24 protein-coding genes and 1 riboswitch are annotated in these 25,544 nt (G+C 66.3%); of the genes, 17 read left to right on the top strand and 7 right to left on the bottom strand.

Annotated features, from left to right (window positions below; all coding sequences use genetic code 11):
- Positions 1-83: 83 nt before the first annotated feature.
- The 3 genes from ACYP33_RS31530 to ACYP33_RS31520 all read left to right on the top strand — a co-directional run bounded on the left by ACYP33_RS31530 (position 84) and on the right by ACYP33_RS31520 (position 2,722).
- The gene (locus ACYP33_RS31530; protein WP_459625123.1) at positions 84-1,004 is read left to right on the top strand and encodes an ABC transporter ATP-binding protein; all 921 of its coding nucleotides are present in this window, start codon (positions 84-86) and stop codon (positions 1,002-1,004) included.
- Entirely contained in the window at positions 1,001-1,861 is an 861-nt protein-coding gene (locus ACYP33_RS31525) for an ABC transporter permease (RefSeq protein WP_414439229.1), read from the top strand. Before ACYP33_RS31530 ends, ACYP33_RS31525 begins: the two co-directional genes overlap by 4 nt.
- 125 nt (positions 1,862-1,986) lie before the next feature.
- Positions 1,987-2,141, top strand: a riboswitch (FMN riboswitch).
- Between the two features lie 71 nt (positions 2,142-2,212).
- A complete protein-coding gene (locus tag ACYP33_RS31520) occupies positions 2,213-2,722 on the top strand; it encodes a 6,7-dimethyl-8-ribityllumazine synthase (protein ID WP_414439228.1) in 510 nt (169 codons plus the stop codon).
- Between the two features lie 107 nt (positions 2,723-2,829).
- Here ACYP33_RS31520 and ACYP33_RS31515 read toward each other — a convergent pair whose 3' ends face one another.
- Positions 2,830-4,209, bottom strand: a complete 1,380-nt coding sequence (locus tag ACYP33_RS31515; RefSeq protein ID WP_459625121.1) for an amino acid permease — start codon at positions 4,207-4,209, stop codon at positions 2,830-2,832.
- Positions 4,210-4,867: 658 nt separating this feature from the next.
- Here ACYP33_RS31515 and ACYP33_RS31510 point away from each other — a divergent pair.
- From ACYP33_RS31510 to ACYP33_RS31485, 6 genes are all read left to right on the top strand, one after another.
- Positions 4,868-5,557, top strand: a complete 690-nt coding sequence (locus ACYP33_RS31510; protein ID WP_459625120.1) for a CsgG/HfaB family protein — start codon at positions 4,868-4,870, stop codon at positions 5,555-5,557.
- A gap of 49 nt (positions 5,558-5,606) precedes the next feature.
- Positions 5,607-6,062, top strand: coding sequence for a DUF4810 domain-containing protein (locus ACYP33_RS31505; protein ID WP_414447571.1), 456 nt, complete (start codon positions 5,607-5,609; stop codon positions 6,060-6,062).
- 12 nt (positions 6,063-6,074) lie between these two features.
- Positions 6,075-6,758: a DUF799 domain-containing protein gene (locus ACYP33_RS31500; RefSeq protein ID WP_414447572.1), complete on the top strand. Its 684-nt coding sequence runs from the start codon at positions 6,075-6,077 to the stop codon at positions 6,756-6,758.
- A gap of 382 nt (positions 6,759-7,140) precedes the next feature.
- A complete protein-coding gene (locus ACYP33_RS31495; protein ID WP_414439223.1) occupies positions 7,141-7,440 on the top strand; it encodes a DUF3649 domain-containing protein in 300 nt (99 codons plus the stop codon).
- The gene (locus ACYP33_RS31490) at positions 7,437-9,077 is read left to right on the top strand and encodes a PepSY-associated TM helix domain-containing protein (RefSeq protein ID WP_459625119.1); all 1,641 of its coding nucleotides are present in this window, start codon (positions 7,437-7,439) and stop codon (positions 9,075-9,077) included. Before ACYP33_RS31495 ends, ACYP33_RS31490 begins: the two co-directional genes overlap by 4 nt.
- A 2-nt stretch (positions 9,078-9,079) precedes the next feature.
- Positions 9,080-9,358, top strand: coding sequence for a DUF3325 family protein (locus tag ACYP33_RS31485; RefSeq protein WP_459625118.1), 279 nt, complete (start codon positions 9,080-9,082; stop codon positions 9,356-9,358).
- Between the two features lie 69 nt (positions 9,359-9,427).
- Here the strand turns inward: ACYP33_RS31485 and ACYP33_RS31480 are convergent, their stop codons facing one another.
- Positions 9,428-11,203: an ABC transporter transmembrane domain-containing protein gene (locus ACYP33_RS31480; protein ID WP_459625117.1), complete on the bottom strand. Its 1,776-nt coding sequence runs from the start codon at positions 11,201-11,203 to the stop codon at positions 9,428-9,430.
- Positions 11,204-11,252: 49 nt separating this feature from the next.
- Positions 11,253-11,495 carry a hypothetical protein gene (locus tag ACYP33_RS31475; RefSeq protein ID WP_414439219.1) on the bottom strand — a complete coding sequence of 81 codons (243 nt, stop codon included), beginning with the start codon at positions 11,493-11,495 and terminating at the stop codon, positions 11,253-11,255.
- A gap of 412 nt (positions 11,496-11,907) precedes the next feature.
- Between ACYP33_RS31475 and ACYP33_RS31470 the strand changes: the two genes are divergently transcribed.
- From ACYP33_RS31470 to ACYP33_RS31440, 7 genes are read left to right on the top strand one after another with little or no spacing between them, the layout of a single operon-like run.
- Entirely contained in the window at positions 11,908-14,898 is a 2,991-nt protein-coding gene (locus ACYP33_RS31470; RefSeq protein WP_459625116.1) for a type VI secretion system Vgr family protein, read from the top strand.
- 4 nt (positions 14,899-14,902) lie between these two features.
- On the top strand, positions 14,903-15,772 hold the full coding sequence (locus tag ACYP33_RS31465) for an ankyrin repeat domain-containing protein (protein WP_414439217.1): 870 nt from the start codon (positions 14,903-14,905) through the stop codon (positions 15,770-15,772).
- Complete coding sequence (locus ACYP33_RS31460; protein ID WP_459625115.1) at positions 15,772-16,203, top strand: hypothetical protein; 432 nt, start codon at positions 15,772-15,774, stop codon at positions 16,201-16,203. The genes ACYP33_RS31465 and ACYP33_RS31460 overlap by 1 nt, the downstream gene beginning before the upstream one ends.
- 47 nt (positions 16,204-16,250) lie before the next feature.
- Positions 16,251-16,715, top strand: a complete 465-nt coding sequence (locus ACYP33_RS31455) for a DUF1795 domain-containing protein (protein ID WP_459625114.1) — start codon at positions 16,251-16,253, stop codon at positions 16,713-16,715.
- Positions 16,716-16,734: 19 nt separating this feature from the next.
- Positions 16,735-21,018, top strand: coding sequence for a DddA-like double-stranded DNA deaminase toxin (locus ACYP33_RS31450; protein WP_459625113.1), 4,284 nt, complete (start codon positions 16,735-16,737; stop codon positions 21,016-21,018).
- A gap of 1 nt (position 21,019) precedes the next feature.
- A complete protein-coding gene (gene dddI / locus ACYP33_RS31445) occupies positions 21,020-21,391 on the top strand; it encodes a CDI system double-stranded DNA deaminase immunity protein DddI (protein ID WP_459625112.1) in 372 nt (123 codons plus the stop codon).
- Positions 21,392-21,439: 48 nt separating this feature from the next.
- The gene (locus tag ACYP33_RS31440; RefSeq protein WP_459625111.1) at positions 21,440-22,444 is read left to right on the top strand and encodes a hypothetical protein; all 1,005 of its coding nucleotides are present in this window, start codon (positions 21,440-21,442) and stop codon (positions 22,442-22,444) included.
- Between the two features lie 29 nt (positions 22,445-22,473).
- On the opposite strand, the gene ACYP33_RS31435 is transcribed toward ACYP33_RS31440, so the two are convergent.
- Positions 22,474-22,872 (bottom strand): hypothetical protein, encoded by a 399-nt coding sequence (locus ACYP33_RS31435; RefSeq protein ID WP_459625110.1) that lies wholly within the window; start codon positions 22,870-22,872, stop codon positions 22,474-22,476.
- 69 nt (positions 22,873-22,941) lie between these two features.
- On the bottom strand, positions 22,942-23,469 hold the full coding sequence (locus ACYP33_RS31430; protein ID WP_459625109.1) for a cysteine hydrolase family protein: 528 nt from the start codon (positions 23,467-23,469) through the stop codon (positions 22,942-22,944).
- A gap of 122 nt (positions 23,470-23,591) precedes the next feature.
- Here ACYP33_RS31430 and ACYP33_RS31425 point away from each other — a divergent pair, with 122 nt between their 5' ends.
- Positions 23,592-24,560 (top strand): helix-turn-helix domain-containing protein, encoded by a 969-nt coding sequence (locus ACYP33_RS31425; protein WP_459625108.1) that lies wholly within the window; start codon positions 23,592-23,594, stop codon positions 24,558-24,560.
- 54 nt (positions 24,561-24,614) lie between these two features.
- Here ACYP33_RS31425 and ACYP33_RS31420 read toward each other — a convergent pair whose 3' ends face one another.
- Both ACYP33_RS31420 and ACYP33_RS31415 read right to left on the bottom strand, forming a co-directional pair.
- A complete protein-coding gene (locus ACYP33_RS31420; protein WP_414447583.1) occupies positions 24,615-25,001 on the bottom strand; it encodes a hypothetical protein in 387 nt (128 codons plus the stop codon).
- 267 nt (positions 25,002-25,268) lie between these two features.
- Positions 25,269-25,493 carry a hypothetical protein gene (locus ACYP33_RS31415; RefSeq protein WP_414439204.1) on the bottom strand — a complete coding sequence of 75 codons (225 nt, stop codon included), beginning with the start codon at positions 25,491-25,493 and terminating at the stop codon, positions 25,269-25,271.
- Positions 25,494-25,544: the final 51 nt, after the last annotated feature.

Below are 25,544 nucleotides of genomic sequence, written 5' to 3'. Positions count from 1 at the left end.
TTGCAAAGCCGCAATGATTGGTTGGGATCGCGAAACGCGGCCGGTATCTTGATGTTTTGTCTGTCGCATTGTCGAGGTCGAGCATGAATCTGTCGAACGCATGGCCTGCGCCGCATGTCGCGCGCAGCGGAACCGGCGTCGAATCGGCGCCCCGCGCCGGCACGCGCGGCGAACGCGGCGCGGAGCAGGCCGGCCACGCCGCGCCGCTGTTGTCGGTCGATCGCGTCACGCTCGAATACCGCACCGGCGAGCGCATCGTGCGCGCCACCCAGCGCGTGAGCTTCGAGGTCGATCACGGCGACCGCTTCGTGCTGCTCGGGCCGTCCGGCTGCGGGAAATCGACGCTGCTGAAGGCGGTGGCCGGTTTTGTCGAGCCGGCGGCGGGCAGCATCGCGCTCGACGGCCGCGCCATCGCGGGGCCGGGCGCCGACCGTGTGGCGGTGTTCCAGGAATTCGATCAACTGCCGCCGTGGAAGACGGTGCTCGAGAACGTGGCGTTCCCGCTGCGCGTCGCGCGCCGGCTGTCGCGCCGCGAGGCCAGCGAGCGCGCGCTCCATTACCTCGACAAGGTGGGCCTGTCGGCGTTCGCGAAGGCCTATCCGCATACGCTGTCGGGTGGCATGAAGCAGCGCGTGGCGATCGCTCGCGCGCTGGCCATGCAGCCGCGCGTGCTGCTGATGGACGAGCCGTTCGCCGCGCTCGACGCGCTCACGCGCCGCAAGATGCAGGAGGAACTGCTGCGCCTGTGGGACGACGCGCGCTTCACGCTGCTGTTCGTCACGCATTCGATCGAGGAAGCGCTGGTGGTCGGCAATCGCATCCTGCTGCTGTCGCCGCATCCGGGCCGCGTACGCGCCGAAATGAACAGCGAGCGGTTCGCGCTCGACAGCATCGGCAGCGACGATTTCCAGCAAAGCGTGGCGCGCATCCACCGGCTGCTGTTCGAGACGCCCGACGTGCCCGGCAACCCGGCCGCCGCCCGCACCGAGGAGGCTCAAGCATGAGCACGCCGCTTCCGTCCCGCCCCGAATACGAACTGACGCTGGAAGCGCCCGACCAGGGCGTGCTGGCCGCGCGAGCGCCGCTCGTGGCGCGCCTGCTCGATTCGAGCGGCCTGCGCCGCGTGCTGATCGCGCTGGTGCTGATCGCCGCCTGGGAGATCGTGGCGCGAGTGGTCGACAACGACCTGCTGGTGCCGACCTTCGTGGCCACGGCGCGCGCCTTCGTGGAGGGCATCGCGTCGGGCGAACTGCTGGTGAAGACCGGCATCTCGCTGTCGGTGCTGCTGCGCGGTTATGCGATCGGTGCCGTGCTGGCGTTTGCGCTGACCTCGGTGGCGGTTTCCACGCGGTTTGGTCGCGATTTGCTGTCGATGCTCACCGCCATGTTCAACCCGCTGCCGTCGATCGCCTTGCTGCCGATCGCGCTGCTGTGGTTCGGCCTGGGCACCGGCAGCCTGCTGTTCGTGCTGATCCATTCGGTGCTCTGGCCGCTCGCGCTGAACATGTACACGGGTTTTCTCGGCGTGCCCGACACGCTGCGCATGGCGGGCCGCAACTACGGCCTGCGCGGGCTGCGTTTCGTCTGGCTGATCCTGGTGCCGGCGGCGCTGCCGTCGATCCTGTCGGGGCTGCGGGTGGGCTGGGCGTTTGCCTGGCGCACGCTGATCGCGGCCGAACTGGTGTTCGGCGCGAGCGCCGGGCAGGGCGGCCTGGGCTGGTACATCTTCCAGAACCGCAACGAGCTTTATACGGATCGCGTGTTCGCCGGGCTGGCGGCCGTGATCGTGATCGGCCTGCTGGTCGAGCACCTGGTGTTCGATACGCTCGAGCGGTTGACGGTGCGCCGCTGGCGCGCCTGAGGCGGCTGAGGCCGGATTGAATGTCGGCGCGCGATGACACTGCGGGCGGTACGGTTTTTTGACCGCTCGACAGCGACGCCGCGTCACTTATGGTAGATTTTCGCCGCGGCGCGTCAAACGCGTCGCAACGTTCTCAGGGCGGGGCGAAATTCCCCACCGGCGGTAATCGCGCTTCGGCGCGTAGCCCGCGAACAGCTCACGCAGGCCTGCCTGCGCGATGCCTGCCGACCCGGTGTGATTCCGGGGCCGACGGTCATAGTCCGGATGAGAGAGAGCGGGGTTTTTGCCGCGCGCGCAATGCGTGCGGTGTGGCCCTGTGCGCCCCATTCAACGCAAACACAGGACCTGTCGATGACTCAGCTTCACTCCACTTCCCCATCCCCCCGTCGGATCGCCTTCGTCCAGTCGTGCTGGCACAAGGACATCGTCGACCAGTGCAAGACCTCGTTCGTCGCCTCGCTCGCGAACGCCGGCATTGCCGAGTCGGATATCGATTTCTTCGAAGTGGCGGGCGCGTTCGAAATTCCATTGCATGCCAAGCTGCTCGCGAAGACGGGCAAGTACGCGGCCATCGCCTGCGCCGGCCTGGTGGTCGACGGCGGCATCTATCGCCACGAATTCGTCGCGCAATCGGTGATCTCGGGCCTGATGCAGGTGCAGCTCGAAACCGAAACGGTGGTGCTGACCGCCGTGCTGACGCCGCATCATTTCCATCACGGCTCGCACGAGCACACCTCGTTCTTCCACGAGCACTTCGTCGTGAAGGGCAAGGAGCTGGCCCATGCCTGCGCGGATACCATCGCGAAGGTTGCCGCGCTGCGCGGTGAAACGGCCAGCGCGCCGATCAAGCAGGCCGCCTGAAGCGGGCGTGGCCGCGCGCCGCGCATCGCTCGCCGCCTGACGGAACGCAAAACGGGGAAGCTTCGGCTTCCCCGTTTGCTTTTGGCGCGAGTGCCAGCGCCGGTGCGTCAGCCTTCGCTGCGCCGCCAGAGCGCGCCGCCCCAGCGATGGCGCTGCCGGTAGATCACCGCCAGCCACACGAGCCACCCGATTCCGGCATAGAGCGCCACGCGCGTGTCCTCGAACCAGCCGAGCATCGCCACCACGAACACCATGAACGCGATCGCCAGCGCGGGGCCGACCGGCCACAGCGGCACGCGAAACGCCAGCGCATCGATTTCTGCGCGCGGCAGGCGGCGACGCATCGCCACCTGCGACGCGAGGATCATCAGCCAGACCCACACGGTCGCGAACGTCGCGATTGCCGCCACCGTCTGGAACACCTGCTTCGGCGCCAGATAGTTCAGCACCACGCCGACCAGCAGCGCGGCGGCCATCACCAGCACCGTGACCCAGGGCACGCCCTGGCGCGAGGTGGCGCCCAGCACGCGCGGCGCGTGGCCTTGCTGCGCCATGCCGTACATCATGCGGCCCGCGCCGAAGATGTCGCTGTTGATCGCCGAGATGGCCGCCGTGATCACCACCACGTTCAGGATGCCGGCCGCCGATTTCACGCCGAGCGCGCTGAAGATCTCGACGAACGGGCTGCCCTGGGTGCCGATCTGCGTCCACGGGAAGATCGACATCAGCACCACCATCGTCAGCACGTAGAACAGCAGGATGCGCGCCGGCACGGCGTTGATTGCGCGCGGGATCACCTGCTCGGGATGCTTGGCCTCGCCGGCACTCATGCCGATCACCTCGATGCCGCCGTAGGCGAAGATCACCACCGATAACGACGCCACCAGCCCGCCCCAGCCGTTCGGCAGGAAGCCGCCGTGCGACCACAGGTTCGAGAGCGACGGCGCGGCTTCGTTCGCGCTGCCCAGATGCATGCCGATCGCGATGATCGCCACGCCGCCGACGATCATCGCCCCGATCGCGGCCACCTTGACGATCGACAGCCAGAACTCCAGCTCGCCGAACACCTTGACCTGACAGAGGTTCAGTCCGCAGATGATCGCGACGATCGCCAGCACCCAGAGCCATTGCGGCACGTCCGGAAACCAGAAGCCCATGTAGATGCCGAACGCGGTCACGTCGGCGATCGCCACGATCACCATTTCGAGCGTGTAGGTCCAGCCCGTGACGAAGCCCGCGAACGGGCCGAGGTTTTCGCTCGCGTAATAGCCGAACGAGCCCGCCACCGGCTCGCGCACGGCCATTTCGCCGAGCGCGCGCATGACCATGTAGACGGCCGCGCCGCCGATCAGGTAAGCGAGGATCACGGCCGGGCCGGCCAGCTTGATGGCCGAGGCGGAACCGTAGAACAGGCCCGTGCCGATGGCCGAACCGAGGGCGAGAAAGCGAATGTGGCGCGCGCCGAGATGGCGTTGCAGTGGCTTCATCGTGTCTCCGAGTGAGTATGACGGGCCGGCGTCGAGGCCGAGCCGCTATGCCCCGAGTTGTCTAGTCAGGTTGGGGCGAAAACATCATACCAATACGGTTCGGAGGGAAAAAGAGGGCTGTGCGACAACAATGCCGCACCTGCCAGCCGCAGCGGCGGGCGTCGGCGCAATCAGCATTTCCCGATTTTGCGGAGGCTGTGGCGAGTTAGCGTCATGCGACCCCAATGGCGGGCGTTTGATGGTAATTTTCACGCCGAGAGAAAATCGTAAAAAGACAACGATGAAAGACCAGATTCGCCATCGGACCGGGGCCGCGTTCCCGATGGCACCTCCCCGCGAGATCCCGCCGGGATCGCACCGCATTTGCGCCCGGCGCCACGCCGCCGGCGCACCGCCGCCGCGGTTTCACGCCGCGCGTCGTCTGCCTTTACACGGCACGCCAGGCCACCCCGATCGCTTGCGCAGCGCGAACGCCCTGCAACGACATTCGCTCGCCTGGCGCCACCGTTGACCCGATTGCCGTGAGCCACGGCTGTCGCCGCTGCCGGCTTGCCCGGTCGCGGCGCGGGTGATGGCCGTCACGGCGATGGGCGGCATGACGTCTTGCGTCATGCCCGCCGTTGCTTCATCACTTTTTTGACCTGAAGAGGATTTCTCGATGAACTCACACGTTCGTTCCACCGGACGCACCGCGTTCGTGGCCGCCGCGCTGGCGCTCGGCCTGGCGGCTTGCGCCACCGAATCGTCGCGCACGTTGACCGTCGCGCCGACGCCCAGCGCGCAGGTGCCGTTCGCCGGCAAGCCGGTCGCCATTTCGGTCGGCAAGTTCGACAACCGCTCCAGCTACCTGCGCGGCATTTTCTCGGACGGCGTCGATCGGCTCGGCAGCCAGGCCAAGACGATCCTGATCACGCACCTCCAGCAAAGCCGCCGCTTCAGCGTGCTCGACCGCGACAACCTCGACGAGATCCGCCAGGAATCGGCGTTCCTCAAGCAGAAGCAGGCCGTGAAGGGCGCGCACTACGTGGTGACCGGCGACGTGACCGAGTTCGGCCGCAAGGAAGTGGGCGACCACGAGCTGTTCGGCATTCTCGGCAGCGGCCGGCAACAGGTGGCCTACGCCAAGGTCAGCCTGAACATCGTGGACACCAGCACGTCCGAAGTCGTGCTGTCGAGCCAGGGCGCCGGCGAATTCAGCCTGTCGAGCCGCGAGGTGATCGGCTTCGGCGGCACCGCGAGCTACGACTCGACGCTCAACGGCAAGGTGCTCGACCTGGCGATTCAGGAAGCGGTCGAACACCTGGTTTCCCAGGTGGATGCCGGTGCGCTGAACGCCAACAACAAGTGAGCCGGACGAACCGGCCATCCCGCGTTTTACCCAAAAACCACACACGACGATGAAGACCATCCTCCTGACCCGCCGCGCCGGCCTCTCGCTGGCCGCGACCTGCGCCTTGCTGGCCGGCTGCGCCGCGCCGAAGACTCCGCCGCTTTACCAGTGGACCGGATACCAGCGCGGCGTCTACGACTACTTCAAGGCCGAAAAATCCCCGCAGCAGCAACTCGACGCGCTCGAAAAGGCGCTGCAGGACATCCGCGCCCACGGCCATCGGCCGCCGCCGGGCTTCGAGGCGCAACTCGGCGTGCTGTACGCCGAACTCGGCAATGGCGAACAGGCGATGCAGGCGTTCCAGGCCGAGAAGGACAGCTTTCCCGAATCGGCGCCGTACATGGATTTCCTGATGAAGAAATCCGCCGGCAAGGCGCCGGCCAGCGACACGACGGCCGCGGCAAGCGTTGCCCCCGAACCGGCCGGCCTGGCCGCGCCCGCCGCCCCGACCGCCACCCACTGACGCGAGAGACCCATGTTCCAACGCATTTCGTTCAAGTTGCTCGCCGTTGCGCTGCTGGCGACGCTCGGCGCCTGCGCGGCGCCCGTCAAACAGCTCGACTACACGGCGTTCAAGCGCAGCCAGCCGCGCTCGATCCTGGTGCTGCCGCCCGTCAACAACACGAATGACGTGAAGGCCAGCATCGGCGTGCTGTCCGGCGTGACGTTGCCGCTCGCGGAGTCGGGCTACTACGTGGTGCCGGTCGGCGCGATGGAGGAAACCTTCAAGTACAACGGCCTGACCACGCCCAACGACATCGCCGAGGTGCCGCCGGCCAAGCTGCGCGAGATCTTCGGCGCGGACGCCGCGCTCTACATGAAGGTCACGCGCTACGGCACCGTTTATCAGGTGCTCGACAGCACCACGATCGTGACGGTCGACGCCAAGCTGGTCGACCTGCGAACCGGCGACGTGCTGTGGACCGGCTCGAAGAGCGCGACCGACAAGGAGCTGGGCGGCATGCACGGCGGCGTTCAGGGCGGCGGGATGGTCGGCTTGTTTGTGAACCTCGCCGTGGCGGCCGTCAAGCAGGTGGCCAAGACGGTGACCGACGAGAGCGTCGATGTGGCCGGGCTGACCAACGGCAAGCTGCTGTCGGCGGGCACGCCCAACGGCTTGCTGTATGGCCCGCATTCGCCGAAGTTCGGCACGGATTGAACTCGGCTGTCCGGCGCGAGGCCGAGGGCGTTTCGCGCCCGGGTTCCGCCGCCGGACCGGGCGGGCGCGGCTTTTCGCAGGTCGCGCCCGCTGTTACACATTTCCTCTCCCTGCGCTGTCCCGTTTCCCCGCCTCGCGTGTCACCCCATCGAGAACCGCCCCCGCAGGGCGGTATGATCGCGACTTCGTTCGCCGCGCCCAACCCGGCCCCGACTCATTTGCCGGCCGCGCCGCGAACCCGCCTAACCGCGCAACGCCGAGCCGTCGCGCAAGCAGTTCAGGCGAGCTGCCGCCCCAAGCCGCTGCCCGCCTGCGGGATGTTGATGGAGAACCTGTTGAAGAATCGTCCGACCCTGACCGCCGCGAGCGCGGCGCCGGCCGCATGAGCGCCGTATTCGACCGCTGCCGGCGGGTCGGGCCGCTGATCTCGCGCATCGTGTGTGCGATCGGCGGCGGCTACGCGCTCGGCGCGCTGGCCAGCGTGGCCGCGCTGGCGCTGCCGATGGCGCGCCCGCAAGCCGTCATGACCGGCATGCTGGCCAGCTTCGTGTTCTATACCGGCGCCGTGATCTGGGTGTTCCTGGCCCGCAGCGCGACGCGCGCCTGGGCCGGGCTGCTGGCCGCCGCCGCGCCGCTGGCGCTGGCCGCCGTGCTGGTGTCCACCGGAGCGATCGCCCCATGAGCGCCACGCCCGTTCAAGCGCCGAAGCCGCGCGGCGTGCGCCAGAGCATGTCGGATCTGCACACCTGGGCTGGCCTGCTGTGCGGCTGGATTCTCTACGCGATGTTCCTGACCGGCACCGTCAGCTACTTCAAGGACGAAATCTCGCAGTGGATGCGCCCCGAGCTGACGCACCAACAGCGCACGCCCGACCCGGCCGAAGTGGCGGCGCGCGTGGTGGCGCAACTCGGCACGCTGGCGCCGCAAAGCACGCAGTGGGGCATCACGCTGCCGACCGACCGCAGCAACGTGGCCGGCACGTTCTGGCGCCTGACGCCGGCCGAGATGGGCAAGGGCCGATTTTTCGGCGAGGCCGCGTTCGATCCCGTCACCGGCCGCGTGACCCAGGCCCGCGACACGCTCGGCGGCGAATTCTTCTACCGGTTTCATTTCCAGTTCTTCTACATGTCCCCGGTCTGGGGCCGCTGGATCGCGGGCGTGTGCGCGATGTTCATGCTGGTGGCGATCGTCAGCGGCGTGATCACGCACAAGAAGATCTTCGTGGACTTTTTCACGTTCCGCTGGGGCAAGGGGCAGCGCTCGTGGCTCGACGCGCATAACGCGCTGTCGGTGTTCGGGCTGCCGTTCCATCTGATGATCACCTACACGGGGCTGGTCACGCTGATGACGATGTACATGCCCTGGGGCAACCAGATGGCGCTGAAAACGCCCGAACTGCAAGCCGCGTTCAATTCGCAGATCAGCGCATTCATCCAGCCCGGCACGCCGAGCGGCACGCCGGCCAGGCTCGCGCCGGTCGAGCCGATGGTGCGCACCGCACAGGCGCGCTGGGGCGAGCAAGGCGTGGGCATCGTCACGGTGGTGAACCCCGGCGACGCGGTCGCGCGCGTCGCGGTGGCGCGCGCCGAGGGCGGGCGCGTGTCGTCGAGCCCGCAATATCTGTTGTTCAGCGGCACCACCGGCAAGCTGCTGGAAGTGCACGACCGGGTGGGCGGCGCGGCCGAAACGCGCGGTGTGCTGTACGCGCTGCATCTGGGCCGCTTCAGCGATCTTCAATTGCGCTGGCTGTATTTCCTCGTCAGCCTGGCCGGCACGGCGATGGTCGGCACCGGCCTCGTGATGTGGACGGTCAAGCGCCGCCAGCAACTGCGCGACCCGCTGCGCCCGCATCTCGGCTTCCGGATCGTCGAGCGGCTCAATATCGCGAGCATCGCGGGGCTGTCGGTGGCGATGACGTCCTATCTATGGGGCAACCGCCTGCTGTCGCTCGGCATCGCGCATCGCGCCGACGCCGAAATCAACCTGTTCTTCGGCGTGTGGGCCGCGACCTTCCTGTATGGGCTGCTGCGCCCGGCGCGGCGCGCCTGGATCGAGCTGCTGTGGCTCGCGGCCGCGCTGCTGGCGCTGCTGCCGGTGCTCAATGCGCTGACCACCGATCGCCCGATCTGGCGCAGCGTGGCCGATGGCGACTGGGTGTTCACGGGCTTCCAGTTGATGATGTGGGCGTTCGCGGCGCTGCATGCGCTGCTGGCGATCCGCGCGAGCCGCCATCGCGCGCGCCCGCGTCCGGTGGGCCGGGCCGGCAAGGCCACCGCGCCGCGTGCCTCGGTGGCGATGCGTAAGGAGGACACGCCGTGAGCATGCTGCTGATGATTCTGGTGTGTCTGGCCGCGTTCGCCTGCCTTGCGCTGGCGATGGAGCGCCATCAGGGCACGGTGTTCGGCCGCCCGCTGGCCGCCACGGCCACGCGCGCGTTGCGCTGGGCTGGTTGGGTCGGGTTGCTGCTCGGCTTGTGGCTGACGGTGGCGGTGCGCGGCTGGGCGATCGGGCTGGCGACCTACAGCGGCGTGACGAGCCTCGCGGCCGGCATCGTGATCGGCGTGCTGATCGCCGTCGAAAGAAGGTCGACCGCGCGCTGAGCGGCCGAGGCGGGGCGCCCGGCCCCGTGTGTCACCGAGCCCGCGCCACGGCGCGCGGGCCATTCCCGCTCATGACTTGAACGCGTCGCGCTCGCCGAATTGCAGCGCGGCAAGCTGCGCATAGAGCGGCGACGTCTGCAGCAACTCCGCGTGACGCCCCTGCGCGACGATCGCGCCCTGTTCGAGCACGACGATCCGGTCCGCCTGCTGCACGGTGGCCAGCCGGTGCGCGATGACCAGCGTGGTGCGGTTCTGCGCGGCGTTGTCGAGCGCCGTCTGCACCAACCGCTCGCTGGCCGCGTCGAGCGCGCTGGTGGCTTCGTCGAGCAGCAGGATCGGCGGGTCCTTGAGGATCGCGCGCGCGATCGCGATGCGCTGGCGCTGGCCGCCCGACAGCCGCACGCCGCGCTCGCCGAGGAACGTGTCATAGCCTTCCGGCAATTGCTCGATGAAGCCGGCGGCCGCGGCCATCTCGGCGGCGCGCTTCACCTGCGCCAGCGTGGCGTCGGGCATGCCGTAGCGGATGTTGTCGAGCACGCTGCCCGAGAAGATCACCGATTCCTGCAACACGATGCCGATCGCCTGGCGCAGGTCGGCCAGCGCGATGTCGCCGGTCGGCACGCCGTTGATCAGGATGCGGCCCGATTGCGGATCGTAGAAGCGCAGCAGCAACTGGAACAGGGTGGTCTTGCCCGCGCCCGACGGCCCGACCAGCGCGACGTGTTCGCCGGGCCGCACCTCGAGCGAGAAGCCCGCGAGCGCCGGGGTGCCCAGCCGCGACGGATAGGCGAAGCCGACGTTCTCGAAGCGGATGCCGTCGCCCTCGGCGGGCAGCGGCACGGTGGCGGGCGCTTCCTCCACCGGCGAGCGCGCGGCCAGCAGTTGCAGCAGCCGTTCGGCCGCGCCCGCCGCGCGTTGCAGGTCGCCCCACACCTCGGCCACCGCGCCAACGGCACCGGCCGTAAACACCGCGTAGAGGATGAACTGCGAGAGCTGGCCCGCGGTCATCTGCCCGGCCAGCACGGCCTGCGCGCCGAGCCACAGCACGAACACGATCGCCGAGAACACGAACACGATCACCACCGCCGTCAGCGACGCGCGGGCGCGGATGCGCGTGAGCGCCGTGTCGAACGCGGTTTCGACGGCCGTGCCGAAGCGCTGCGCCTCGTGCCGCTCCTGGGTGTACGACTGCACGGTCGGCATCGCGTTGAGCACCTCGCCGGCCAGCGCGCTGGCGTTCGCCACCTTGTCCTGGCTGGCCCGCGACAGCTTGCGCACGCGCCGCCCGAACATCACGATCGGCGCGACCACCACCACCAGCGTCGCGATGATGTAGGCCGACAGCACCGGGCTGGTCGCCACCAGCATCGCCACGCCGCCCACCGCCAGCAGGAAGTTGCGGAAGCCGAGCGACAGGCTGGTGCCGACCACCGTCTGGATCAGCGTGGTGTCGGTGGTCAGGCGCGACAGCACTTCGCCGGTCTGGGTCGTTTCGAAGAACTGCGGGCTCATGCGCGTGACGTGGTCGTACACGGCGCGCCGCAGGTCGGCCGTCACGCGCTCGCCGAGCCACGACACCCAGTAGAAGCGCAGCGCCGTGGCCGCCGCGAGGATCAGCGAGACCACGAACAGCGCGATGAAATAGCGATCGATATGGGTGCGCTCGCCGCTGGCGAAGCCGCGGTCGATCAGGAAGCGGAACGCCACCGGCAGCACCAGCGTCGCGCCGGCCGAGACGACCAGCGCCAGGAAGGCGAGCGCCCAGCGGCCCGTGTAGCGGCGCAGAAACGGCAAAAGATCGAGCAGCGGGGCCACGCGAGGCGCGCGGCGGTTGGCTTCCGGCATGAGAATCCTGGGTGAAAACAGCGAGGGCGTGGTGGGGGGCGCCGCCGCTTCAGCGCGCGGCGTCGTTCCCGGGCAGGGCGTCAGCGTAGCGGTTTCCGCGCGGGCGCGCGACCGCTTCCAGCAGGCGTCGGCCGGTGGCGGTCAGCGCGGGCAGGTTCAGGCCCCCGCCGCCGGGCTTCAGCGCGACCAGCTGGTGCGCGAGCAGGGTGCTCAGTTCGGTGCGTGTCATGTCGATCTGCTCGGGGGTGCTGTGGATCAGCAGCAGCGTCGACAACTCATGAAGGCTCAACATGGTCGGTTCTCGGCAGGATGGCGGGTGTCATGCCGGGATGACGTTCGGGCGCGGCGAATATTGTGGCGGCGATCAAATATCGTGACGCGATGGTTGGCGGGTAATCGGCTCGCGCTGAAAGTTTGTTAATCGAGCCGATATTCCGTTAATCGCGATGCTGCATGGCAGCTTGTCATCAAACGGCAATTCACGACTGCATCGGTAGTAATCCTATTGATTGCGCGGTGATTTTCCGATTTTTGAAGCGGAAAATTATTCCTGGCTAAGTTCATGATTATTAATATGAAGTCAAAATTTCCGAATCGATTGAAACGCCAATTCAAGGTTTACCGTTTCTTTCATTTTTCCCCTAAAGTTGCGGTGCCATGGACGTAGGCGTCCTACGGGGCAGAACCTGAGAAGAAGGAAAGACATGAGCACGGCGCCGTTCGGCGGCGTCCTGTCCAGCTTTGCGAGTCCGCAGGGAGCACCGGCGGGACTCGGCGGGCTGGCCGGTTCGCTTGCCACCAATATCGCGAGTCAAGTCGGCCCGGTGGCCGCGCTGGCCGGCCACGTCGATACCGTGCAGCGCGCGGTGCAACTGGCGCAAACGGGTTTCTCGCTGCTGCAGCGGCCGCCGGCCGCGATCGCCGATTCGATCAATCAGACGGTGGGCAGCACGGCGAAGCTCACCCAGATGAACCGCTACGTCACGCTCGACACGCCGCTCGGCGAGGACGTGCTGCTGGTCAGCGTGGCGGTGGTGGACGAGCACGTGAACCGGCTGCCCGAGATGCATCTCGACCTGCTCTCGCACCGCAACGACCTCAAGCCGGCTGACCTGATCGGCCAGCAGGTCCGGCTCAAGTTCGACCCGCAATCGAAACAGGCGCTGCTGGCCGCCGCCACCGCCGTGAGCGGCGACGAGACGCGCTATTTCGACGGCTTCGTGTCGTCGTTCGACCGCGTCGGCAACCCGGGCAGCGTGACCCAGTACCACATGTCGGTGATGCCGTGGTTCTGGTTCCTGACGCGCTCGACCGATTGCCGCATCTTCCAGGAGCAGACCGCCCAGGACATCCTGTCGACCGTGTTCACCGATCACGGCTTCAGCGATTTCGCGTTCGACATCCGCTCGGCGCAAAAGCCGCTCGAGTACGTGGTGATGTATCAGGAGTCCTACTACAACTTCTGCGCGCGCCTGATGGAGCAGGAGGGGCTGATCTGGACGCACCGCTACGAGAAGGACAAGCACATCCTGGCGATCGGCGACGGCAACGCCCTGTTCCGTCCGATCGAGGGGCTGGCCAGCGTGCCGTACGCCGACAGCGCGTCGAGTGAACTCAACGGCATCGATCAGCTCAACCAGGGCGGCCATTTCGGCGTCGGCAAGATCACCTATCGCGACTTCAACCATCAGACGCCGTCGTCACCGCTGATGATGGTCGAGGTCGAATCGACGCTCAAATACGCCCGGCTCACCACCACCGAGCGTTTCGAACATCAATCGCTCTACGATCACGCCGCGGACGGCGACCGTTACGCGCTCCAGGCCATCGAGGCCGAGGAAGCGGAGGGGCAGCGCTACACGGGGCAGGGTTACGCGTGGCGCATGACCACGGCCGGCAGCGTCAGCGTGACGGGCCACCCGGTGGCCGCCGACAACCAGGCCTACGTGATCCTGCAGGTGCGCCACGAGGCGGTCAACGATTACGCCGAGCACGCGGCCAGGCTGCCGTACCGCAACAGTTTCGTGCTGCTGCCGCAGAAGGTGGCGTACCGGGCGCGGCGCGTCACCGCCAAGCCGCTGATCCAGGGCACCCAATCGGCCATCGTGGTCGGCCCGGACGGCGAGCAGATCCACACCAACGGCAGTTGCGTGAAGCTGCATTTCCTGTGGGACCGGCGCGGCAAGCTCGACGGCTCCGATTCGATGTGGATTCGCGTATCGCAGCCGTGGGCCGGCGCCGGCTGGGGCGCGGCGGCGATCCCGCGGATCGGCCAGGAAGTGCTGGTGGCGTTCAACCAGGGCGACCCGGACAACCCGGTGATCGTCGGGCGCGTGTTCAACGGCGACCAGGGCAACCCTTACCACGGCGCGGCCGGCCAGACCATGGGCATCAAGAGCCAGACCCACAAGGGCGAAGGCTCGAACGAACTGCGCTTCTCCGATGTGAACGGCAGCCAGGAAGTGTTCCTGCATGCGCAGAAGGACATGAACACGGTCATCAAGGATGCCGAAACGCACACCGTGGAGGCCGGCCCGCGCACCGTCTCGCTGCTCAAGGGCAGCGAAACCAAGCAGATCGCCGAAGGCGGCATGACCGAGACGATCGCGCTGACCCGCGACACCACGGCGAACGTCATCAACACCAAGGCGATCGCCAGCAAGGCCGGCCCCGGCATGCAGAGCCACCAGGCCAGCGACGGCATCGAGCATCGGGTGGGCGACAGCGTGCTGACGATGACGCCCGACGGCATCAAGCTGAGTCACGGCCCGTCGACCATCTTGATCAACGCGAACGGCATCTATCTCGACGGCCCCGTCATCCACCTGAACCAGGGCAGCGTGCAGACGCCCGAGCAGGCGCTGGCGCTGCAATGGGCGGCCGCGCAGGCCATGATCGCGCAGGGCCTGGCCAGCAGCGATCCGGCCACGCGCGCGGCGGCCGGCAAGCTGGCCGAATCGCTCAAGGCGCAGCAGCTCGCCAAGCTGGCCGATCACGTGTATCACCCGAACGATCCGCCGCCCACCGGCTGGAAGGCGATCGGCAACGATCCCGAGGCGCTGAAGGCCTACGGCCTCAAGCCGAGCGACCTGCAAAAGCCGGGCAGCAACTTCGGCGCGCAGATGTACGCGCCCGACCCGAACGTGTTCGGCGACAGCATGAAGCCGACCATCGCGTTCAAGGGCACCCAGCAACTGTTCGGCGAGGACATGAGCAACAATCTCGCGCAGGGCCTGGGCTCCGATTCGCCGTACTACCGCAACGCGGTCACGATCGGCAAGGACATCCAGACCACCGGCGCCGCGTCGGCCGTCGACTTCACCGGGCACTCGCTCGGCGGCGGGCTGGCCTCGGCCGCCTCGGAAGCCAGCGGCTCGTCGGCCGTCACGTTCAACGCGGCGGGCCTCGATCCGGGCACGGTCGCGCAATACGGCGGCACCGCGCAGGCCAGCAACATCACAGCCTATCGCGTGGACGGCGATATCCTGACGGGCATCCAGGAAGGCCGGCTCGGCCCGATCAGCGACGGCACCGCCGCGCTGATGCCGAAGGCGGTCGGCACGCCCGTGACGCTCGACGGCACCAGCGTGACCACCGTCGGCCGCCATCTGATGGGCGAGGTGTCGAACGGCCTCGGCCAGCAGGTTTCGAAGGACGAACTGAATCTCGCCTCCCATCTGAATACGTCGAATTGAATTGATGCGATACAAGAACGCGATTGCCGCCGGCACCGTCGCTGCGCTGATCGGCGCGGCGCTGCCGCTCGGCTGGCCCACTCAAGCCCAAGGAATCACCATGACCGGCTTTCAACGCTATGCACCGGAAACCTTCTTTTCGGGGCAGCAGCTCACGCTGGCCCAGGCCATTCACGACGGCAACCTCGGCAGCGTGCAGCAGCTCGCGCCGAAGACGGACCTCAACGCGCCCGGCGCGAAGCATGTGACGCTGCTGTCGTACGCGGTGCAGGAGATCGTGCCGGTCAAGAACGACGCGGCCAGCCCGCGCTACCAGATCATTTCGGTGCTGCTGAAGCACGGCGCCGACCCGAAGGCGAGCCTCGGCCCCGACGGCGGCTCGGTCGCCGAAATCGCGCTGCGCGCCGACACGCCGAACCTGCTGCGCGTGCTGCTGAACGGCGGGCTGGACCCGAACTGGCTCTACAACGGCGACACGCCGATGCTGTTCGAGGTGGCCGAGAACAAGCTGCTGCCGCAACTGACGCTGCTGATCGAGCACAAGGCGAACGTCAACGCACGCGATTCGCTCGGCAAGACGGCGCTGTTCCAGGCGACGATGATCCAGCAGTGGGACACCGTCGATTACCTGCTCGCGCACGGCGCCGACCCGAAGCTCGCCAGCGAATTGGGCGTGTCCTATGGCTGGGTGCTGCAGAACGAACTGAAGAATCACGCCGCGCCCGATTCGCCGGCCGCCGCGCGTATCGAACAGATCCGCCGCAAGATCGTCGCGGCCGGCGCGCCGTGGCCGCCGCTCGATCCGAAGGCGCAGCGCGCGGCGATGCGCGCGCGCGGCGAGAAGGTCGTGACGCCGGCCGGCCAGGCGGATTGATGGCGGACCTGATCGAAGCGTTGCCGAGCGTCGGCCGGCGCGCGGTGCTGGGCGCGTCCACGGCGGCCTACGTGCTGTCGCTGCTGCTGCCGGCCATGTACTTCGAGAAGGAACCCTCGTTGAGCGGCCTGGCGCTGCTCGGGCAGGGCTGGTTGGGGTTGCTGACGCTGAACCCCGCGTGGCTGGCCAATCCGCTCTGCGTTTGGGCCGCCGTGCAGCTTGCGCGGCGGCGCTACGGCCGGGCGGCGGGCTTCGGCGCCGCCGCGCTGGCGTGCGCGCTGTGCTCGCTGTTCACGAAGAACTGGTATTTCAACGAGGCCGCCGCGACCCCGATCGCCGGCCTCGGGATCGGCTTTTATGTGTGGCTGCTGGCGCTGGCGGCGTTGCTGCTGGGCAGCCTGCGCCTGCGCCGGAGCGCCGCCGCGCACTGACCGGCGCGTGCGCTCGATTCGATTTCCCTCTCATACGGGCAGCTTGCATGACGGATTCCGACAACCGCATCCGCATCCACGAAGGCAGCATCGCGTTGCCGGCCGGCTTCGAGGATCGGACCACCAACCTGTTCGTGCCGGCCGACACGGCCGCGCAGCCGAACCTCAGCGTGGCGCGCGACTGGCTCGACGACGGCGAGGCGCTCGGTCCTTACGTCGATCGCCAGAGCGCCTTGCTCAAGTCGAGGCTGCAAGGCTATCGCCTGATCGCGCGCGCGGCGGAGCGGCTCGGCACGGAGGACGTCGGTATCGCAGGCGAGCGAATCGACACGGCCTACCGCAACGGCGCGAAAACCGTATTCCAGCGGCAGGCGGCGTTCATCGTCGCGCCGGGGCGCGTGCTGATCTTCACGGCGTCGAGCGCGAAGAGCTTCGGCGACACCTACAACGCACTCTGGCGCGACTGGCTCGACGGCTATCGGCCGGATGCACCGGCGCCGGCCCAGGCCTGACCCGCGAAGGAGACGTATCGTGTACGAAGCGGCACGCGTCACCGATCCGATCGAACACACCAGCGCGCTCACCGGTTTTTTGGTGGGCGCCGTGCTCGGTATTGCCCTGATCGCCGCCGTGGCGTTCGCCACGTTCACCTGCGGCTTCGGCGTGGCGCTGCTGGCCGGCATGGCCGCCGGCATCGGCGCGCAGGTGCTGTTGTCGCTAGGGGAATCGATCGGGAAGATGTTCAGTTCGCAGTCGGGCGCGATCACGCTCGGCTCGCCGAACGTCTACGTGAACGGCAAGCAGGCCGCTTATGCCACGCTCAGCAGCGTGTCGTGCAGCAAGCACAACCCGGTGCCGCTCGTCGCGCAGGGCTCCACCAACATCTTCATCAACGGCAAGCCGGCCGCTCGCAAGGACGACAAGATCACCTGCGGCGCGACCATCTCCGACGGCTCGCACGACACGTATTTCCACGGCGGCACCCAGACCTGCCTGCCGATCGACGACGAGGTGCCGCCGTGGCTGCGCACCGCCACCGATTGGGCGTTCGCGCTGGCCGGGCTGGTGGGCGGGCTCGGCGGCTTGCTGAAGGAGGCGGGCGGGCTGTCGAGCGCCGTGCTGCCGTGCGCGGCGAAGTTCATCGGCGGCTACGTGCTCGGCGAGGCCGCCAGCCGCTACGTGATCGGCCCGGCCATCAACAGCGCGATCGGCGGGATGTTCGGCAACCCGGTGGACGTCACCACCGGGCGCAAGATCCTGCCGGCCGAATCCGAAACCGACTACGTGATTCCGAGCCCGATGCCGGTGGCGATCCGGCGCTTCTATTCGAGCGACCTCGATTACGCCGGCACGCTCGGGCGCGGCTGGGTGCTGCCGTGGGAACTGCGGTTGCATGCGCGTGACGGGCGGCTTTGGTACACCGACGCGCAGGGGCGCGAGAGCGGCTTCCCGCTCCTGAAGCCTGGCCAGGCCGCGTTCAGCGAGGCCGACCAGCGCTACCTGACCTGCACGCCGGACGGCCGCTACATCCTGCACGACGTGGGCGAAACCTATTACGACTTCGGCCGCTACGAGCCCGGCTCGGGCCGCATCGGCTGGGTGCGCCGCATCGAGGATCAGGCCGGCCAGTGGTGCCAGTTCGAACGCGACAGCCGGGGCCGCGTGCGCGAGATCCTGACCTGCGGCGGTTTGACGGCCGTGCTCGATTACGAGGCGGAGCACGAGCGGCTCGCCAACGTGTCGCTCGTCAGCGGCGACCAGCGCCGCCTCGTCGTCGCATACGGTTACGACGAGCACGGGCAGATGGCCGCCGTGGCCGATGCGAACGGCGCGGTGGTGCGCCGCTTCACCTATGCCGACGGGCGCATGACGAGCCATTCGAACGCGCTCGGCTACACGTCGGGCTATACGTGGAAGGCCGTGAACGGCGCGCAGCGGGTGGTTGCGACGCACACCAGCGAGGGCGAGGCCTGGGCGTTCGAGTACGACATCGAAGGCCGCCGCACGCACGTCCGGCACGCCGACGGCCGCCACGCGCAGTGGCGCTACGACGCCCGATTCCGCATCGTCGAATACATCGATTTCGACGGCCGCTGCTACGGGCTCAAGTACAACGACGCCGGCATGCCCGTGATGCTGACGCTGCCCGGCGAGCGGACCGTGGCGTTCGAGTACGACGAGGCCGGGCGTATCGTCGCCGAAACCGATCCGCTCGGCCGCACCACGCGCACGCGTTACGACGGCAACAGCATGCGGCCCGTCGAGATCGTCGCGCCCGACGGCGGCGCCTGGCATGCCGAATACGACCGCCAGGGCCGCTTGCTGCGCACCCGCGATCCGCTCGACCGGGAAAACCGCTACGAGTATCCGAAGGCGTTGAGCGCGCTGCCGAGCGCGCACATCGATGCGCTTGGCGGCCGCAAGACGTTCGAATGGAACCGGCTCGGCGAGCTGGTGGCCTACACCGATTGCTCCGGCAAGACCACGCGCAGCTTCTTCGATGCGTTCGGCCTGCCGCTCGCGCGCGAGAACGCGCTCGGGCACCGCGTGACGTTCGACCTGCGTCCAACCGGCGAGGCGCGCCGCGTCACCTATCCCGACGGCAGCGTGGAAAGCTACGAATACGACGCCGCCGGGCTGATGATCCGGCACATCGGCCTGGGTGGACGCATCCAGGAATCGCTGCGCAACGCGCGCGGGCAACTGGTGGAGTCGATCGACCCGGCCGGGCGGCGAACCTGCTATCGCTACGACGCCGAGGGGCGGTTGCGCGAGCTGCAACAGGCGCACGCGCGCTATGCGTTTACGTACAGCGCGGGTGGGCGGCTCATCAGCGAAACGCGGCCCGACGGCGTGCTGCGCCGCTTCGAATATGGCGAGGCCGGCGATCTGGCGGCGCTCGACATCGTCGGGATGCCGGACGACCGTGCACCGGCCGATCGCCCGGTTCGCACGATCCGCTTCGAGCGCGACCGGATGGGCAACCTGTGCGTGCAGCACACGCCCACCGACGTGACTCGCTACACGCGCGATGCGGGCGGCCGTTTGCTCGAAGTCGCGCGGGCGCCGACCGCTGCCGGGCTCGCGCTCGGCATCGCGCCCGACACGCTGGCGTTCGACTACGACAAGGCCGGGCGGTTGACCGCCGAACACGGCGCGAACGGCAGCGTGCAGTACACGCTCGACGCGCTCGGCAATGTGGCGACGCTCGCGTTACCGCACGAGCAGACCTTGCAGATGCTGCGCTACGGCTCGGGGCATGTGCACCAGATCCGTTGCGGCGATCAGGTAATCAGCGATTTCGAGCGCGACGACCTGCATCGCGAACTGACGCGCACGCAGGGCCGGCTGACCGAGCGCACCGCCTACGACCTGCTGGGCCGGAAGATCTGGCAATCGGCCGGTTTCCAGCCCGACGTGCTTGCGCGCGGGCAGGGGCAGGTGTGGCGCAACTACGGCTACGACGCCGCCGGCGAACTGGCCGAGAGCAACGACGGCCTGCGCGGCAGCACGCAGTACAGCTACGATCCGGCTGGCTACCTCACGCGCCGCGTGAACACCGCCGACCGCCAACTCGAAGCGTTCGCCTGGGACGCCGCCGGCAACTTGTTGGACGATGCGCAACGCAGCAGCCGCGGCTATGTCGAGGGCAACCGGCTGCGCATGTGGCAGAACCTGCGCTTCGAGTACGACCCGTTCGGCAATCTGGCGACCAAGCTGCGCGGCGCGAACCAGCGCCAGCAGTTCACGTACGACGGGCAGGATCGCCTCGTGGCTGTGTGCACGCAGGACGCGCGCGGCGTGGTGGAGACGCGGTTTGCCTATGATCCGCTTGGGCGGCGTATCGCCAGAACGGATGTCGTTTTCGATATCAGCGGCACAAGGTTGCGCGCCGAGACAACGGGGTTTGTGTGGGAAGGGTTGAGGCTCGCGCAGGAGGTTCGCGAAACCGGCGTGAGCAGCTATATATATAACCCCGATGCACCTTACCAACCCGCTGCGCGGGTTGATGCGGTGCGAGCCGAAGCACTCGCGAGTGCCGCAATCGACAAGGCCAAGCATGCCGCGCGCATCTTTCACTTTCATACCGATCAGGCGGGTGCCCCCCAGGAAGCAACGAACGAGGCGGGCGATATCGTCTGGGCCGGACGCTATTCCGCTTGGGGCAAGGTCGTGCCGAACCAGGCACAGCCGGCTCCTGCACGGATCGATCAGCCACTCCGTTACGCCGGGCAATATGCTGATGAGCGTACCGGGTTGCATTACAACACGTTCCGTTTCTATGATCCGGATGTCGGACGGTTTATCAATCAGGATCCGATAGGCTTGATGGGGGGGCTGAACCTCTACCAGTACGCACCCAATTCAAATGCATGGACCGATTGGTGGGGGCTGGCCGGGAGCTATACACTCGGCTCCTATCAGATTTCTGCGCCACAACTGCCGGCTTACAACGGGCAAACCGTCGGGACCTTCTATTATGTCAGTGACACGGGCGGGCTTGAATCCAGAACATTTTCGTCCGGAGGCCCTACCCCGTATCCGAATTACGCCAATGCCGGGCATGTGGAGGGCCAATCTGCTTTGTTCATGAGGGATAACGGGATTGCGGATGCTTTGGTGTTTCATAACAACCCGGAAGGGACATGCGGGTTTTGCGTCAACATGACCGAAACGTTGTTGCCAGAAAATTCAAAACTTACCGTTGTCCCGCCCGAAGGAGCGATACCGGTCAAGCGAGGCGCCACCGGCGAGCCTAGAACATTCACGGGAAACAGCAAATCTCCCAAGTCCCCCACCAAAGGAGCATGTTGATATGTATGCAGACGATTTTGATGGCGAAATTGAAATCGATAATTTGAATGAATTGGTTGAATTTCTCCACAAGAAACCAGCCTTCGATTCGAACAACTTCACGCTGACATTCGAGGATGATGGGTTTCCCCAGTTGAATATTTTCATCAAAAATGAAATTGCCGTCGTGTATTACATGGACGCTGGTGAAAATTTTGTATCGCAAGGTGAATCCCTGGTAGATGGCGTCGAGACATTCTATGAAAACAAGTTCGGGGGCGAAGTCCAACTCTCGAAAAGCTGCGTGGTGAGCAAAAAGGCAATGATTGAAGGGGCAACGCAATTTTTCTCTACAAAGCAACGCCCAGACTCCTTATCGTGGGACGAACTCTGAAATGGCATGTCATTGGTCTTGCCGCCCTGGTCATCGCGCTCGTGAAGTATGAAACAGCAAGATTTCGAGGTGCTCCAGACGGCGCGACGCCTGCACGACGTCGGCTTGACGATCAGCGATTCGAATGGCGACAAAACGTTGCCGGTATTCGATTTCGTGAAGCGGATGAACTACGAGAATCGCACCGTCCTAACGGTGGAATGCGTGACGTCGCTTGCGGAAAGCAGCATCGGGAATTATGCATTCGATGAGTCGCATGGCGAACGTCATCGAATCTCGGTCGATGCGGCCGGCAGCATCGGCTTCGACGAACAGGGCATGCAGATCGCCATCCCGGCAGAGGTCGTCGGATCGGGCGAATGGGAACTGAACGTCATCGCGTTCCTGCAAACGCCAGCGATCGGCAGGCAGGCCGGGTTGGACGAAGGGCGTCAGCGCTTGATCAAGTCGTCGGAGCTGTTGGTCGTCTACGTGGTGTTTTGCAAGATTCCGGGTACGCGGATTCAGCCCGCCTCGAATCGATATCTTTTCGACAGCTACGGCAATCTGGGGTTTGTTGCCGTGGATGTGCCGCGCTTCAATGCATTCATTCGCGACACGCTGGGCGCCGGCCGCCACAACATCGTCGAAGCGTTCACCAAGACGGAACTGGCCGGCGACTTGTTCGCGCGCGGGTTGATGGTGCTGTGCTGGGGTATCACGCCGTGGTTGTACATGATCACGTCGCATGGCACGGACGAATCGGCGATGTTCTTCCCCGAGAACACCGCGCCCGCGTGTCGGGGAGCGTATTTCCTTGACGGAGAGATCGAGCGGGTGTCAGTCATTCCGGGGAATGCCCTGACTGCTTGGGATACCGAATCGCCGGGCGAATGGCCGCATTTGACGGTCGCGCGAGAGGGCGATGTCGTTCAGCTCGATCTTTATATCGCCAAGACGGTGGATGCCGAGACGGGGCGGTTCGTTCCGGTGCCTTACTTCAATTTGGTCAGAACGGGCGGCGAGAAGCGATCGGAGCCGATTTTGAGTTTCGATATTTTGGCTGGGGATTGATGGGTTTGATCTGTATGGAAGCAAGCCCGCTACCACAAGCGACACGCTGCATTCCACACAAAGACGCGTGTGAAAACGACTCCCAGCCCGCCACCCATCAGCACGCCAAGCACCAGCCATCTAGCCGGAATCCAGCGTCGCCAATGTGCCAGTACGCCGATGGCGACGAGGCCCGCAATGCAATACAACCCGGCATCGGGTTGCAATTGCATGAAAGCTATTGGCACGAGTATCGCCGTGAAAAATGCAGCCCAGCCAAGGCGTTCCAATATGCTGGCTTCGCTGCAACTGACCAGCCAATACGCGATATCGGCAGCGATCAGGATCATCAGGGCTTGAAGCGCAACAATAAAAAATGCCCAGTATCCCGAAACGGCGTGTCGGCTGCCTTGTGCAGGAGGCACCCAATCAGCAGGTGATTTTTCCAATGATGAATCCGACGCAGTTGAAATCGAATTCTGGAAAATACACTATCGCCTCGAGAAAGGGCACAGTAATCACGCCGCCCCGAACGCCACCTCCGCCGTTTCCACCGCCACCCGCGTCGACATCGCGTTCACGGCGAACTTGTGAATCAACTCGCTGACCGTCGTGCAGCAATCCGACAGCACCGTCACGCCGTATTTCTCCGCCGACTTCGAGATCGCCGTATGGGTCACGCAGTTCTGCGTCATCATCCCGCCAATCAGCAGATCGTCGACGCCGAGGCGTTGCAAGGTGTCATCGAGCGTGGTCTGCCAGAAACTGTCGGCAAACGCCTTGACGACGACCGGCGCATCGGGCGCGGCAGCCCGGATACGCGGATGAATTTCCACGCCTGCGGTATCCGCATCGAACAAGCCGCTGCGCGGCCCTTGGCTCACGTGCTGGACGAGAATCACCGGAATACCCAGCGCATGCGCCTTGCCGATCGCCTGCTCTACATTCGCCAGCGTTGCCTCGGGGTTCCAGAGCGGCAAGGCGCCGTCGGGGAAATAGTCGTTCTGCAGGTCGATAACGACCAGTGCGCGTTTGCGATTCGTCATGCGTGTGCCTCGAGGGTGGGGGTGAACGAGGCCTCATCATGGCGTTCGAACGTCTATCCAGCGAGTGGCCCGGTAGTCGTTTGACGATAGAATCGGGCCAATCTGGTTTCCTGGGGCATGCCGTGTCGCCACCTGTCATCGCGGTCGTCGCTTTCGACCGGATCAGCCCGTTTCACCTGTCGGTGCCGTGCATCGCGTTCGAGTCCGAGAAAACCGACGAGCCGCCGCATACGCTGAAAGTCTGCGCGGCCGAACCGGGGCCGTTGCGTACCACGGCCGGCTTCGAGATCGTCGCGCGGCACGGTTTGTCGGCGCTGCGCACGGCCGACATCGTCATCGTCCCGACTTGGCGCGATCCCGACGAACGGCCGCCCGAGCGCCTGCTTCGTGAATTGGCGGCGGCGCATCGGCGCGGCGCGCATCTGGTGGGCCTGTGTCTCGGCGCCTATGTGCTGGCGGCGGCCGGGTTGCTCGACGGCCGCCGTGCGACCACGCATTGGGCCTTTGCCGAGCACTTCGCGGTGCGTTATCCATCGGTGCTGCTGGCGCCCGACGTGCTGTATGTCGAGGACGCGAACGTCCTGACCTCGGCAGGGTCTGCCGCCGGCATCGATTGCTGTCTGCACATCCTGCGTCAGCGCTACGGCTGCGAAATCGCGAACCGGGTGGCGCGGCGGCTCGTGGTGCCGCCGCATCGGCAAGGTGGCCAGGCGCAGTTCGTCGCGTTGCCGGTGCCGGCCACGGAGGGCGGCTCGCGGCTGTCGGCGTTGCTGGATTGGACGAGAGGGAATCTGGCTCAGGCGCACACGCTGGATTCGCTGGCGAATCGCGTGCTGATGAGTCGACGGACGTTCACGCGTCATTTCCGGCAATTGACCGGCACGACGGTGAATGCGTGGTTGACACGCGAGCGGCTCGCGCTGGCGCAGCGTCTGCTGGAAACGACGGCGATGCCGGTCGAGCACGTGGCGGATGCCACGGGGTTCGGCTCGGCGGTGTCGATGCGCCAGCATTTTTCGCGGGCCTTCGGGGTGTCGCCCGCCGCGTGGCGGACCACGTTTACAGGAACGGGCGAGGGCGACCGGGCTTAATGATGGGCCGATATCCGGCCCGGGACGATGAACCGATGCCCGGCCCGTCGAATCTCAAACGTCCACCACCAACGCCGCCCGCACCGCCCGAATCCGCCGATCCACGAAATACCCGCCGCCTTCCGTATAACGCAGCATCACGCGACCGCAAGCCTGGCAGGCCCACACGTCGCATTGGTTATACGGAAAAAAACGCGGCGCGATCGGCGCGTCGGGCGACCAGTAGCGAACGCCGTCGGGCAGGTATTCGTCGTAAGACGGCTCCCGCCCGTCGTCGTCCCGCAACGTGCCGACTTGCGCCAGCAGCGTTTCATCGAGCGACAGCGGTTGCGATTGCCAGCCGTCGAGCGGCGTCTTGTGGCAAGCGCAATCGGCGCGCTGGGTGGCTTCGGCGCGTTCGGCCAGCGCGCGCAAGGCGCTGGCGTCAAGGGGCGGGGTCATCGGTCGGTCTGCCGTGAAATCGGGTCGAGACCGACAAGTGTAGACGGATATGCGTCGGCGAGCGCAGCGGATTGGCGAGCGGGCCAATGATCGCGCGTCACGAGAACGGGAAATCAGGGTGAGACGGGATGCGGCCTGGAGGGGAAGGCGATCGCCTGAGCGCGAAACGCTAACGGGGCCGGCTGCATGCGGCTGACATCTGAAAACTGCGGAAAACTACGACGAAACCGGGAGGATCAGGAGCGTTGAATCGGCGGCGGCGCGGGTTCAGCCACGCGTATCGATCCAATTGCGTGCCCAGCGAGCGGAATGTCGCAAGGCGGCGGCTTCGGAGCCGAAATAATCGAGCGTGTAGAACTCGTAGGAGGCGGGCTCGCTGCGAATGTTGGTGCGTTCCAGCGTCAGGTTGGACGAAAAGCTGCCGTCGGGAAGACGATGGGCCGACGGTTTAACGGCGTAGCCGCGATAGTTCTTGAGTGTGTTGTTTTGCATGATGAATCAGTAATGTGTTGGACATGGTGTGTCGTGAGAGAAGTTCGGCAT

It is taken from the genome of Burkholderia sp. 3C (genome assembly GCF_054589155.1).
The sequence above is the reverse complement of the archived record's forward strand: the minus strand, read 5'-3'. Positions and strand labels throughout refer to the sequence as shown.